Source organism: Selenomonas oralis (assembly GCF_051603425.1).
Classification (GTDB): Bacteria; Bacillota; Negativicutes; order Selenomonadales; family Selenomonadaceae; genus Selenomonas; species Selenomonas sputigena_A.
Map to the genome: position 1 here is coordinate 1,129,954 of NZ_CP194411.1, position 12,217 is coordinate 1,142,170.

The following is a 12,217-nucleotide window of genomic DNA, read 5'->3' on the forward strand; positions in this document are numbered from 1 at the left end:
CGGCATTGAAAGAGAAACCTGCCGTTTCGCGCGGCGGCTGAATATATGTCCTGAAGGGATTCCTTGAGCGATAGCTTCTATAAGCAGGCTATGGCTGTTTTAGGATAAGTTGATGACAAGAGAGGAGCGAATGATGATGAAAAAGAAATGGTGGATTGCCGTCCCTGCGGCAGGCGTTTTGACGCTGGGCGCCTTCGGTGTCTATGGCATGGGGCTCTTTTCCGCAGCGCCGGCGGTTCCGGCTGCCGGACAGGGATCCGTTGTTGAGCAGCTCCGGCCTGTGGCTGTCGCAGAGGCTGCCGCGGAGGTTGTTGCACCCGAAAAGATCTACGTCACCTACCAGGAGGTGAAGGCGAAAGCATTCGAGCAGTCGGGCTTCAAGGAAAAAGACATCACGAATTACGAAATCAAGTTCGACAGCCGGGGCTTCATGCCCATCTATCAGGTCGAAGTGGAGACGAACGCAGGCGGCGTCGACTTGCAGTATGACGCGAGGACAGGCGAGCTGCTCGGCACGCAGGAATCGACCTGGAGGCATACGCGCACGAAGAAGCTCATCCGTGACAACAAGGTCATCGGCGACGACAAAGCCATGGCACTTGCCCTGAAGGATGCAGGCGTCACACAGGAATCGCTCGACCGCTACGAACTCAAGCTTCGTACAAAGAATAACGAAATGACCTACGAAGTCGAGCTCCACATCGGCCAGCAGGAATACGAATACGACATCCGCGCCTCGGACGGTGTGATCTTGAAAAAAGAATACGATATGGACTGAGGGAAGCATTTCTTTCGCTGCGATGAATGGTCGCGGTTATCACAAAAGAAGCGCATTTCCAAAGCACAAAAACACCCGGCAAATTTTTGCCGGGTGTTTTCGTCTGTTCAGGATGATGCAGGAAAATATGGGAAGTTCCTGTATCTGTCGAGTTTTACTCGGGAACATTCGTCAGGAGCTCCAAATTGCGTTCTTCGTTCATCGTGCGGCACATTTCGATGAAGGTGTCGAGGGGGACGTCTTTGAGCTGCTCGTTTGTGCCGCGCACGTTGATGGAGACGGTGTTTTCCGCGGCTTCCTTGTCGCCTAAGACGAGGATGTAGGGATCCTTGTAGTGCTTGAAGCCTTTGATCTTCTCGCGCATGTTCTTGTCGGCGTAGTCGACTTCGAAGCGGATGCGGCTCTTGAAGAGCTTTTGCGCGACCTTCTTCGCGTAGTCGTTGTGCTCGGGGCGGATCGGCACGATGCCGACCTGCACGGGGCTGAGCCAGAAGGGGAACGCGCCTTTGAAGTTTTCGATGAGGACGCCGATGAAGCGCTCCATCGAGCCGAAGATGGCGCGGTGCAGCACGACGGGCTGTTTGTGGCTGCCGTCGCTCGCGATGTACTTGAGGTCGAAGTTCTGCGGCAGCTGGAAGTCGAGCTGCAGGGTGCCGACCTGCCACTCGCGGCCGAGCGCGTCCTTCATCTTGAGGTCGATCTTCGGGCCGTAGAAGGCGCCGTCGCCCTCGTTGACTTCGTAATTGCCCTCGCCGTACTTGCGGTCGAGGATCGCCTTGAGCTCTTTTTCCGCGACGTTCCAAGTCTCGATGTCGCCCATAAAGTCGTCGGGGCGCGTCGAAAGCTCCGCTTTGCAGCTCATACCGAGCGTCGAATAGATTTCGTCGGCGATGTCCATGATGTCGCCCATCTCAGCGGCGATCTGGTCTTCCATGAGGAAGGTGTGGTCGTCGTCCTGGCGGAAGAGCTGCACGCGGAAGAGGCCGTTGAGCTCGCCCGATTTCTCCTTGCGGTGGATGACGTCGACCGTGTTGTAGCGGATCGGCAGGTCGCGGTAGGAGCGCGTCTTGCGCTGGTAAATCTTGATGGCGTTCGGGCAGTTCATCGGCTTGATGGCAAACGTGTCATCCGCCTCGATGTCGCCGTCCGCGCCGGGAATCAGGAACATGTTTTCCTTGTAGTGCGCCCAGTGGCCGCTCGTTACCCACAGGCGCTTGTTGTTGATGACGGGCGCGGAGATCTCTTGGTAGCCGTGCGCTTCGTGAATGCCGCGCCAGAATTCCAGCAGCGCGTTGAAGAGTTTCCAGCCGCGCGGCAGCCAGTAGGGCATGCCGGGCGCCGTTTCGTCGAACATGAAGAGGTCGAGCTGTGGCCCGATCTTTTTGTGGTCGCGTTCCTGTGCGTCCTTGATGAAAGCGAGGTGCGCCTTGAGCTCTTCCTTCGTCGGGAAGGCGTAGGCGTAGATGCGCGTGAGTGCATCGCGCTTCTCGTCGCCGCGCCAGTAGGAGCCGGACATGGAGCGAAGCTGCCAGGCGGCAGACAGCAGTGCGGCGGAGTTCTCGACGTGAGGACCGCGGCAGAGGTCGACGAAGTCATCGCCCGTGCGGTATGTCGTGAGAGTTTCGTCGTCGGGCAGATCCTCGATGAGCTCGACTTTGAATTTCTGATCGTGGAAAAGCGCGAGTGCGTCCTTCTTGGAAATCTCCTCGCGCTTCCAATCTTCCTTGCGCTTCAAGATCTCCTTCATCTTCTCTTCGATGGTCTTGAGATCGTCGTTCGTCGCCGCACGCGGCAAGAGAAAGTCGTAGTAGAAGCCGTCGGCAATCTCCGGCCCGATGGCGTACTGCGTCTCTTTGCCGAAAACTTCAATGACGGCCTTTGCAAGCACATGCGCCAATGAGTGGCGGTAAACGTGCAGGAATTGTTCTTTGTCCATGATGTTTCATCCTTTGCTAGACATTTGCAGGCTGCGGTGCGCATAAAGTAGGCGGCCTGCATAGTTTCTTCTATTATAGTGCAAAATGCAGAATCTGTCACGAAACACTTTAGGCATGGGGTTCGAGGCAGAGATGATTCAAGGGAAAAGAAAAGCCCCTGCGCGGGCAGGGGGCGGACTAGTCATAAGGACCTTTGCAGGCGGCGATATAGATGTTGTTGTCGTCGAAGCGATAGATGAGACGATCTTTCTCGGTGATGCGCCTGCTCCAATATCCGGCGAAGTCGTGGCGGAGGGCTTCGGGCTTGCCGATTCCTTCGTGCCCGTTTCGTTCGATGTCGTTTAGGAGCGCATCTACCTTACGGGCGATCTTGCGGTCTTCCTTGACCCATTCCATGAAATCGCTCCATGCAGTGCGCGAGAAGATTCTATTCGTGAAGCAGTTTCGCCATTTCTGCAACGGATTTCGTTACGGTGGCAGAGGCTTCCAGTTCATGGATTCCGTTCAAGATGTGCTGACGATTGGCGGCGTTCTTCATGAGAAAGACGTTTTCCATCAGGTTATTGTAGGTGTCCATACCCATCATGACCAGGTTCTTCTCGTTTTTGCGCGTGATGATGATCGTTTCGGCATCGTCCGTCGCGCGGTCGCAGTAGGTTTTCAGATGGCTGCGAAGGGTGGAATAGTTCACGGCTACCATGTTGTCACATCCTTTCTTTTTGATTGTACTATATTTTGTACAAAAAAAGGAAGTGCGATTTATGCGTTGAAGTGCGATTTATGTGTTTATGAATGTACCCGTGCTCCCTTTATTTTAGAGCAGCTAGCGCGAGTATGAGAAGCAGCAGGACGAGCAGGCCGCCGCAGCCGACGCGACGATTCGTCGGCGATGTCGGCGCGATGCTGCCGGCGGGCGGCTGCCCTTGCGGCGGCGCTGCATGGGCGGCTGCGGGCTGCGGCGTCTGCTGAATCAAGGGCTGCCGGCACTTGGGGCAAGCGTCCCATTGCTTGCGCATACGGTGTCCGCAGTAGGGGCATTCGGTGGTGTTCTGCCCGACGGGCTGATCGAGTCGGGTGGTGTAGGAAAGCCCCGTGCCGGGGATGCCGGCCGATAGGTTCGTCCCGTTCTTGCCCATCGTGATATGCGCGCCGCGTGTACCGATGGATACGCTCGAAAAGCCTTCTTTGCCGATGTTTACCTTGACGCCCGGCAGAATCTTGATCGATTTGCGAAATCTCCATCCCATAGATAAGACGCTCCTTTCAGATGCTTCGGTATCTCTTTCTATGATAGCAGATTCTCCGGCATAATGGGAGGGGTTCCTTATGGATTGCACACATGACGGCGAAGAGGGAGGCGCGCACGGGCATGGCGCCAAAGCATGCCGGCGATTCGCGGCGGCAGGGGAAAGCGTATACATCTTAAACACACAAACGTCCGCTTTGTAGATATGGCGCGCGGGCTTTACATGTATACATAATACCTCGGCAAAAGAGTATACATTTTCTTCCTCATGCGTTATTATATATGAGTGCTAAGGGGCACGATAGTTTTTCTTTATGAAGTTTCAAAGCAAAGGGGTAAATACGCATGACGGAAATGCAGCAGTATGTAGAGGATATTCTCGCTTATGTCGAAAAGAAGGATCCGCAGGAGAAGGAGTACCACAATGTCGTTAAAGAAGTCCTGACGTCGATCGTGCCGGTCTTGGAGCAGCATCCCGAGTACAAGAAGCACAAGATCCTAGAGCGCATGGTCGAACCGGAGCGCGTCGTGATGTTCCGCGTGCCCTGGGAGGACGACAAGGGTGAGGTGCAGGTCAACCGCGGCTACCGCGTGCAGGCGAACAGCGCTGTCGGCACCTACAAGGGCGGTCTGCGCTTCCATCCGAGCGTGACGCTCTCCATCCTGAAGTTCCTCGCCTTCGAGCAGACGTTCAAGAACTCCTTGACGGGCCTGCCGATCGGCGGCGCGAAGGGCGGCTCGGATTTCGACCCGAAGGGCAAGAGCGACAACGAGGTCATGCGCTTCTGCCAGAGCTTCATGACGGAGCTTTACCGTCATATCGGTTCGATGGTGGATACGCCGGCGGGCGATATCGGCGTGGGCGGCCGCGAGATCGGCTACCTCTACGGCCAGTACAAGCGTATCGTCAACTCGTTTGACTCCGCCGTCCTGACGGGCAAGGGGCTCGGCTACGGCGGCAGCCTCGCGCGTACGGAGGCGACGGGATACGGTCTGCTCTACTTCATGAAGGAGATGCTCGAGGACAACGGCCAGAGCCTCCAGGGCAAGACGGTCGTTGTCTCCGGTTCGGGCAATGTCGCAACGTATGCGATCGAGAAGGCGATCGAGTTCGGCGCCAAGCCTGTGACCTGCTCCGACTCGAACGGCTACGTCTACGATCCCGACGGCATCGACCTCGCGCTCGTCAAGGAGATCAAGCAGGTGCGCCGCGGCCGCATCAAGGAGTATGTCGAAAAGCGCCCGAACGCCCAGTACCACGAAGGCTGCAAGGGCGTATGGACGGTCAAGTGTGATATCGCCCTGCCGTGCGCGACGCAGAGCGAGCTTGACATCGACGGCGTGAAGGCACTCGTGGCGAACGGCGTCATGGCCGTCGGCGAAGGTGCGAACATGCCGACGACGCTCGATGCGACGGAATATCTCTTGGAAAAGGGCGTGCTCTTCGGACCTGCGAAGGCTGCAAATGCCGGCGGCGTCGCCGTCTCCGCGCTGGAGATGAGCCAGAATTCCGAGCGTCTGCACTGGACGTTCGAGGAAGTCGACGAGCGTCTCAAGGGCATCATGAAGAACATCTACCGGAACTCCAAGAAGAATGCGGAGAAGTACGGCCAGAAGGGCAACCTCATCGCCGGCGCCAATATCACGGCATTCCTCCATGTCGCCGATACGATGATCGCTCAGGGCATTGTCTGAGAAAATAAAACAGGACAGCTGCTTTTATAAAAGGAAGCGGAAGCAAAGAGAAATCCCCCTGCCGCAGATATTGTGCGCAGGGGGATTTTTCCTTTGCCGGCGGCGCATCTTTGCGCCTGGGGACGTGCAGGAGGGCGGCAGAAAAGCGCGTTGCGTTTGGGCAAGGTGCAAAAAAACAGCCCATCCTCATGGACGGGCTGCAAATGTGTCGTTATTTCTTTGCCTTATGGACGGGCGGCACAATCATGGAGCAGGCGTTCTTTCAGAAGAAGAGCGAGAGCAGCGTGCCGACGTTGGCATAGGAATTCATGCTCGTCAAAGAGCCGGCGGATGTGTAGGCAAGCGCGCGCTGGTAGTTCTGCCCGAGCATCTGCTGTGCGGAGGGGAAGATCTTGTCGCGCTGCGTCTTAGCGAAGTCGACTTTCTTTTCTGCGGCTCCGGCAAGGCCGTTCTTGCCGAGGATGTTCTCGACGCGGTTCGGCTCTTCCTTCAGCGCCTTCGTCAGCGCTGCGTCGTTGACGGCAAGCGTGCCTGCCGTGGAGTTGACCGTGATGCCGATCTGCTTCAGCGTGTCGGCTTTGTAGGAGGCGTCCCCGAAGAGTTTCTGCATGCCGGAGGCACGGCTCGAGACTTCGGAGTAGTCGCCGAACATTTTGATCGTGTCGTTGTAGTCCGATACGAAGTCCTTGACATTCTTCAGTGCGGCTTCCGTGTTCTTTTTTGTGTCATCCTCTGTGGCGCCGACGACATGGTAGTCCATCTTCTTGAGCGTCGCGGCGCTCTTCGAGAGTTCGTCCATCGCCGTATCGAACGTCTTGTAGAAGCCTTCCGAGGCCTCTTTGTAGGAATTCAGGACGGCGCGCGTATGAGCCTTGAGGTTGAATACGGAATACATGCTGCTGCCGAAGCCCTGTGAGCCGAGGAGGGACGAGAGGCCGCCTGTGGCGCGTGAGGTTTTGCCGCCAAACAGCGGGTTTGTACCCTGTGGGCCGTTGCTGCCGCCGAAGAGCGCGTAGCCGCTCTTTTGGGCAAAGCGGTACAGGCCGTAGTTTGTATTTGTCATGGAATATATCGTTGGCATGATGAGCCGCTCCTTTCGAGGATGCAAAAATTTTCAGCGAAAACAATCCATTTCATACTATATCGAAAGATGAGCGGATTTTCTTTAGGTTTTTTGAAGCAGAAAAGTCCGTCCATCCATTTATAGGTTCGCCGGAACGGTTTATCCATCGGGAATTCCCCTTGCGGAGCGCTGTTTCTTGTGATATAATCACTTAGTCACAGGACAGTTGGTTCGAATTTTATTTTGAGCCTTCCCTGCTCCCGTTAGGGAACTGCGGATGAAAGGAAGCCCGTGTCAGAGCGGTGCTGCCTCATTCGTGCTTCCTTAGGAGCCACAGACCATAGAGGAGGTGTTTTTGTGAGGAAATACGAGGTTATTTTCATCGTGAAGCCGATGGAGGAGGATGCGACGGACGCAGTGATCCAGAAGTTCGTCAAGCTCATCCAGACAAACGGAGGCGTCATCGATAAGGAAGACCGTTGGGGCAAGAAGCGTCTGGCCTATGAAATCAAGGACTATACGGACGGCTACTACTGCTTGCTCAATGTCACGGCCGAGCCGGCCTGCATGAAGGAGTGCGACCGCGTGATGAAGATCACGGACGATCTCTTGAAGCATATGATCGTTCGTGCCGAGGAGCTCGCCGCCGCTACCCAGGAAAAGGCTGACGAGGGTGCAGAGGCAAGCGAAGCAGAGTAAGCTTTCAGGGGAGGAAATGCCATGAACAAGGTTCTGTTGTCCGGCAATCTCGCTCGTGACCCCGAGGTGCGCTATACGCAGAGCGGCAAGGCCGTTGCGTCGTTCCCGCTCGCGGTGAACCGCCGTTTCGGCAGGAACAACGACCAGCAGCCGTCTGCCGATTTTATTTCCATCGTTGCATGGGAGAAGACCGCGGAGTTTTGCGGCAATTACCTGACGAAGGGAAGCCGCATCCTCGTTGAGGGGCGTTTGCAGGCGAGAAGCTACGATGCGCAGGATGGCTCGAAGCGCTATGTGACTGAAGTCGTTGCGAACGATATCGAGTTCGCCGGTTCGCGTCCGCAGGGCGCAGGCGGCTCCGATGCCGCGCATGCTCCCGTGCAGGGCGGTCCGCCGCCTGCCGGGCAGGAATCCTTTGGCCCTCCCGTAGCCGAAGAGGAGATCCCATTCTAAACAGGGGAGGGAATTGATTTGATCAGACGTGACAGAGGCAGACGTTCGCGCCGCAAGGTTTGCACGTTCTGCGTGGATAAGGTAGAAGTCATCGACTATAAGGATGTTGCGAAGCTGCGCCGTTTCATCACGGAGCGCGGCAAGATCCTGCCGCGCCGCATCTCGGGCAACTGCGCGAAGCATCAGCGCCAGGTGACGCTTGCCATCAAGCGTGCGCGCAATATCGCGCTGCTGCCGTTTACCGCGGAGTAAGGTAAAAGAGAGCCGAAAGGCTCTCTTTTTTATGTTTTGGCCGGATGTTCATTTTTGTTGGGGGTGGGAGTATGCCGGAGAATATGGGACGCGCGCTCGTCTGTTTGTCTGAGCCGGCGCATTTTCGCCTGCGCCTGTTTCTGGACGGGCTGTTGATCGGCGCTTTGACCGGGGCGGTCATCGCCCTTTACCATGTGCTTTTGGAAGGAGCCGACTGGCTTCGCCCCGAAGTCTATGCGTTTTTGCGGACGGCAGGCCCGCTTTGGACCGTGGGGTGGTTCCTTTTCCTCTGGGGGCTGTCCTTTATCGTTTGGCGCATGATGCGGCTGGATTCGATGGTCGGCGGCGGAGGGATTCCGGATATCAAGGGGATTTTGCGCGGGGAGACGCGGCTTCGTTGGGCGCGGGTTCTCGTGGGGAAGTTCGTCGGCGTCGTACTGAGCATCGGTGCGGGGCTTTCGCTCGGGCGCGGCGGGCCGAGCGTGGAGCTTGGCGCTTGCGTGGGCGCAGGTGTGAGCCGCACGGCCGGACGCTCGAACAGCGAGGAGCGCTTCCTCCTGACGGCGGGCGCTGGGGCGGGATTCGCCGCCATTTTCAACGCGCCTTTGGCGAGCCTCGTCTTTTCTTTCGAGGAGCTGGCGAAGAACTTCTCGCAGCAGGTGCTCATGGGGGTGCTCGGTGCGGCGATTGCGGCGGGTTTCGTGACGCAGGAGGTCTTCGGCGTCGGGCCGATGTTTGCGGTCGGCCCTGTTGCGGCTGTGCCGCTTGGTGAGATGTATCTTTTGCTTTTTGCGCTCGGCATTTTTTCGGGCGGCCTAGGACGGCTCTTCAACGCTTTTTTGCTCCGCTCGCTTGCCGCCTGGGCGCGGCTGCGCGTTCCCGACTGGCTGCGCGTCGCTCTGCCGTTTCTGGCGGCGGGGATCCTTGGCTTCTTCTTGCCGGATATTCTTTCGGGCGGCAATTTCCTCGTCAACCGTCTCGTGTTGGGACAAGTCATGCCTGCGGCGCTCTTTTTGCTGCTGATCGGCAAGTTCCTTTTCACTGGTGTTTGCTATGGTTCGGGTGTGCCGGGCGGCATCTTCCTGCCCGTGCTCGTGCTGGGAGCGCTTTCGGGCGCAGTTTTTGCGGCGGGGGCGGCGGCGCTCGGTTTTTTGCCGCCGGATCTCTGTCCGACGTTCATCATTTTTGGCATGGCGGGCTTTTTTTCGGGCAGCATCAAGGCGCCGGTGACGGGCAGCGTCTTTATCATGGAGATCACGGGCTCTTTCGAACATCTTCTGGCTGTCGTCTGCGTTGCTGCCGCCGCCGTGCTCGTGAACGACCTGACGGGAGGCAGGCCTGTATATGATGAGCTTTATGAGCGTTCGCGCCGCCTGTGCGAGGGTGAGGCGGCGAAGCGGGGACGACACGTCATGGCGGAAATCCATGTCGGTGCGGGAAGCCGTCTTGCGAACCGCACGATCGCGGCAATCCCGTGGCCGCCCCGGGCGCATGTCCTCAATGTGCGCCGCGGCAGTGAGGAGCTTTTGCCGCAGGGAGCCCTGCGTCTTCTGGCAGGCGATTTCCTCTATGTGCTGACCGACGAGGGAGATTTGCAGACGCTGGAGCAGGCGGCTGCAGAGGGAAGTTCGTTGGCGCAGGGCAGCGCAGAAAGGCACGGCGAGGAGCTGTAGGAGCGCGGCGTTGTCGAAGGGATGGAGGTATGGGATATGGAAAAAACGATGTCCGGGGATAAAGGGGGCGAGAAGGTTCGCTTCCTGGGGCATCTCGATGAGGAAACGGGACGCGAGCAGCTTTTGCGCGACCATCTGACGGGCGTTGCCGATCTTGCGGGACGCTTTGCCGCCGCTTTCGGCGAGGAGGCGATGGGGAGGCTCTTGGGCTTGTACCACGATATCGGCAAGTATTCGCACGAGTTTCAAGCGTATCTGCGCGCGGACGAGGAGGAGAAGAAAAGGCGCAGGGGGCGCATCGACCATTCGACGGCAGGGGCGCAGGAGATCGTGAAGCTGCGGCAGAGAGCGGATGATGAGCAAAGCAGAAGGCTTGCTAGAGGCATGGCGCAGGTGATGGCGTTCTGCATCGCAGGGCATCATGGCGGCATACCGAATCAGGGGACGCCGGCAAATACAGCGGAAGAAGGCACGCTTTTGGGCAGGCTCAAGCGACGGAATCTGCCCGATTGCCGTGCTTATCACGAGGCCGACCTGCCGCAGACCCTGCCGCCGTCGCTCCTGTTGGCGCAAGCCGCGCGTGCGCCGCTTTCCGCGATGCTCTATACGCGCATGCTGTTCTCCTGTCTCGTCGATGCGGATTTTCTCGATACGGAAGCTTTCATGTCGGCGGGGAATGTCGAACGGGAAGGTTTTGCTTCTTTGGAAACATTGCTCGGACGTCTGCAGAAGAGCCTTGAAGAGAAATTTTTGCAGCCGAAGACGGAAAAAGAGAAGCGGAAGTTGGAATTGCCGATCAACGAAAAGCGCTCCGCGCTCCTCGCCGAGAGCATCGCCGCGGGCAAAGAGGCAAAAGGGAATTTATATCGGCTGACCGTACCGACAGGAGGTGGAAAGACGATTTCTTCCTTGGCGTTTGCCCTGCATTATGCCGCTCATGCCAAGAGGAAGCGCAGGCGCATCATCTACGTCATACCGTATACGTCGATCATCGAGCAGAATGCGGCTGTCTTTCGGGATCTGTTGGGGCCGGACAGTGTCGTCGAGCATCATCAGAATGTGGATTATGACGATGTGCAGGATACGGATATGAACCGCAAGCGTCTGGCGACGGAGAACTGGGATGCGCCCGTCATCGTGACGACGAACGTGCAGTTTTTCGAATCGCTTTTTTCCAATCGCCCGTCGAAATGCCGCAAGCTGCACAATCTTGCCGAGAGCATCGTGATCTTCGATGAGGCGCAGATGATTCCGATTGATTACTTGCGTCCTTCGCTTGCCGCAATCGAGGCGCTCGTGCGGCACTATGCATGTACGGCGGTGCTCTGCACGGCGACGCAGCCGCCTCTGGGACAGTTTTTCTCCGATGATATGCAGCCACTGGAAATCTGCCCGGCGCTCATGGAAAATGCAGCATTTTTCCGGCGCACGAAGATCGAGCTGCGCGAAGAGGCGATGACGGAAGAGGAGCTTGCCGAAGAGCTGGCGGCTCATGAGCAGGTGCTTTGCATCGTCAATGTGAAAAAGACGGCGCAGAGTGTCTTCGATTTGCTGCGGGAAGACGAAGGAACGTACCACTTGTCCACGAATCTCTATCCCGTGCATCGCGAGCAGGTACTGGAAGAGATTCGCGCACGGCTCAAAGACGGCAAGCCGTGCCGCGTCATTTCGACGAGCCTCGTGGAGGCCGGCGTCGACCTCGACTTCCCCTGCGTCTACCGCGAGATCAACGGCCTCGATAGCATCGTGCAGGCGGCAGGCCGCTGCAACCGCGAGGGCAGGAGCTCGGCAGAGGAAAGCGTAGTGCATGTATTTTCTCTGGAAAAGCTGGCGAGGAATGCGCAGCTGGCGGCCGAGATCACGAAGAATGTGGCACGAAGCTTCAGCAAGGACTTGGCAAGTCCCGAAGCGATTCGCCGCTACTTTGAAGAGCTTTACGATTTGAGCGGCAAGAATCGCCTGGACAAGAAAGACATCATGGGGCAGTCGGGGAAGTTTGCCTTTGCCAATATTGCAGACGACGTTCGCCTGATCGAGGATCGTACCAAGCCGATCTTCATTCCGCAATCTGAGGAGGGACAGGCTCTCTTGGCGCGGCTGGAACGAGGAGAGAGATCGCGTTCGCTTATGCGCAAGGTTGGACGCTACATCGTAACCGTTTATACGGGTTATGCCGAAGCGCCGTTCGAACAGCTTGCCGCGCAGGGAAAGATTCGCATGCTCGATGAAAATCTCGCTGTGCTTGTGGATATGAAGGCGTATGACGCGCAAAAGGGACTGTCGAATAATGTTGGCGAGGGCGAAGGCGTGTTCCTGTAGATTCGCTGCATGGACTCGTGTTTCTCCGTACAGACGAAAGCGGGGAGATTTGAAAAAATCTCCCCGCTTTCGCTCGACCATGTGACTTAACAAAAATTTCAA

General features: G+C 57.3%; 12 protein-coding genes. 7 read left to right on the forward strand and 5 right to left on the reverse strand.

Features of this window, described 5'->3' with window-relative positions; translation table 11 throughout:
• Nucleotides 1–136 precede the first annotated feature (136 nt).
• Nucleotides 137–778, forward strand: coding sequence for a PepSY domain-containing protein (locus tag ACRTGH_RS05330; RefSeq protein ID WP_438474770.1), 642 nt, complete (start codon nucleotides 137–139; stop codon nucleotides 776–778).
• Between the two features lie 154 nt (nucleotides 779–932).
• Here the strand turns inward: ACRTGH_RS05330 and thrS are convergent, their stop codons facing one another.
• The 4 genes from thrS to ACRTGH_RS05350 all read right to left on the reverse strand — a co-directional run bounded on the left by thrS (nucleotide 933) and on the right by ACRTGH_RS05350 (nucleotide 3,962).
• Nucleotides 933–2,714, reverse strand: a complete 1,782-nt coding sequence (gene thrS / locus ACRTGH_RS05335; RefSeq protein WP_368847519.1) for a threonine--tRNA ligase — start codon at nucleotides 2,712–2,714, stop codon at nucleotides 933–935.
• Between the two features lie 178 nt (nucleotides 2,715–2,892).
• Nucleotides 2,893–3,174, reverse strand: coding sequence for a Txe/YoeB family addiction module toxin (locus ACRTGH_RS05340; protein WP_368847520.1), 282 nt, complete (start codon nucleotides 3,172–3,174; stop codon nucleotides 2,893–2,895).
• Nucleotides 3,143–3,415: a type II toxin-antitoxin system Phd/YefM family antitoxin gene (locus tag ACRTGH_RS05345; protein ID WP_368847521.1), complete on the reverse strand. Its 273-nt coding sequence runs from the start codon at nucleotides 3,413–3,415 to the stop codon at nucleotides 3,143–3,145. The genes ACRTGH_RS05340 and ACRTGH_RS05345 overlap by 32 nt, the downstream gene beginning before the upstream one ends.
• A gap of 109 nt (nucleotides 3,416–3,524) precedes the next feature.
• Nucleotides 3,525–3,962, reverse strand: a complete 438-nt coding sequence (locus ACRTGH_RS05350; protein WP_368847522.1) for a DUF4236 domain-containing protein — start codon at nucleotides 3,960–3,962, stop codon at nucleotides 3,525–3,527.
• Nucleotides 3,963–4,306: 344 nt separating this feature from the next.
• On the opposite strand from ACRTGH_RS05350, the gene gdhA reads away from it, so the two are divergent.
• Entirely contained in the window at nucleotides 4,307–5,656 is a 1,350-nt protein-coding gene (gene gdhA, locus ACRTGH_RS05355) for an NADP-specific glutamate dehydrogenase (protein WP_368847523.1), read from the forward strand.
• A 262-nt stretch (nucleotides 5,657–5,918) separates the two neighbouring features.
• Here the strand turns inward: gdhA and fliD are convergent, their stop codons facing one another.
• Complete coding sequence (gene fliD / locus ACRTGH_RS05360) at nucleotides 5,919–6,737, reverse strand: flagellar filament capping protein FliD (RefSeq protein WP_368847524.1); 819 nt, start codon at nucleotides 6,735–6,737, stop codon at nucleotides 5,919–5,921.
• Between the two features lie 339 nt (nucleotides 6,738–7,076).
• Here fliD and rpsF point away from each other — a divergent pair, with 339 nt between their 5' ends.
• From rpsF to cas3, 5 genes are all read left to right on the forward strand, one after another.
• Nucleotides 7,077–7,418, forward strand: a complete 342-nt coding sequence (gene rpsF / locus ACRTGH_RS05365) for a 30S ribosomal protein S6 (protein WP_368847525.1) — start codon at nucleotides 7,077–7,079, stop codon at nucleotides 7,416–7,418.
• A gap of 21 nt (nucleotides 7,419–7,439) precedes the next feature.
• Nucleotides 7,440–7,871 (forward strand): single-stranded DNA-binding protein, encoded by a 432-nt coding sequence (locus ACRTGH_RS05370; protein ID WP_368847526.1) that lies wholly within the window; start codon nucleotides 7,440–7,442, stop codon nucleotides 7,869–7,871.
• An 18-nt stretch (nucleotides 7,872–7,889) separates the two neighbouring features.
• On the forward strand, nucleotides 7,890–8,123 hold the full coding sequence (rpsR, locus tag ACRTGH_RS05375) for a 30S ribosomal protein S18 (RefSeq protein ID WP_009646569.1): 234 nt from the start codon (nucleotides 7,890–7,892) through the stop codon (nucleotides 8,121–8,123).
• A 71-nt stretch (nucleotides 8,124–8,194) separates the two neighbouring features.
• Nucleotides 8,195–9,796, forward strand: coding sequence for a ClC family H(+)/Cl(-) exchange transporter (locus ACRTGH_RS05380; protein WP_368847527.1), 1,602 nt, complete (start codon nucleotides 8,195–8,197; stop codon nucleotides 9,794–9,796).
• A 36-nt stretch (nucleotides 9,797–9,832) separates the two neighbouring features.
• Nucleotides 9,833–12,115, forward strand: a complete 2,283-nt coding sequence (cas3, locus tag ACRTGH_RS05385; protein WP_368847528.1) for a CRISPR-associated helicase Cas3' — start codon at nucleotides 9,833–9,835, stop codon at nucleotides 12,113–12,115.
• Nucleotides 12,116–12,217: the final 102 nt, after the last annotated feature.

Excerpts from the sequence above, each read along its gene's own strand:
- thrS (WP_368847519.1), bottom strand. The coding sequence starts at position 2,714 with ATGGACAAAGAACAATTCCTGCACGTTTACCGCCACTCATTGGCGCAT.
- fliD (WP_368847524.1), bottom strand. The coding sequence starts at position 6,737 with ATGCCAACGATATATTCCATGACAAATACAAACTACGGCCTGTACCGC.
- ACRTGH_RS05370 (WP_368847526.1), top strand. The coding sequence starts at position 7,440 with ATGAACAAGGTTCTGTTGTCCGGCAATCTCGCTCGTGACCCCGAGGTG.
- ACRTGH_RS05350 (WP_368847522.1), bottom strand. The coding sequence starts at position 3,962 with ATGGGATGGAGATTTCGCAAATCGATCAAGATTCTGCCGGGCGTCAAG.
- cas3 (WP_368847528.1), top strand. The coding sequence starts at position 9,833 with ATGGAAAAAACGATGTCCGGGGATAAAGGGGGCGAGAAGGTTCGCTTC.
- gdhA (WP_368847523.1), top strand. The coding sequence starts at position 4,307 with ATGACGGAAATGCAGCAGTATGTAGAGGATATTCTCGCTTATGTCGAA.
- ACRTGH_RS05330 (WP_438474770.1), top strand. The coding sequence starts at position 137 with ATGAAAAAGAAATGGTGGATTGCCGTCCCTGCGGCAGGCGTTTTGACG.
- ACRTGH_RS05345 (WP_368847521.1), bottom strand. The coding sequence starts at position 3,415 with ATGGTAGCCGTGAACTATTCCACCCTTCGCAGCCATCTGAAAACCTAC.
- ACRTGH_RS05380 (WP_368847527.1), top strand. The coding sequence starts at position 8,195 with ATGCCGGAGAATATGGGACGCGCGCTCGTCTGTTTGTCTGAGCCGGCG.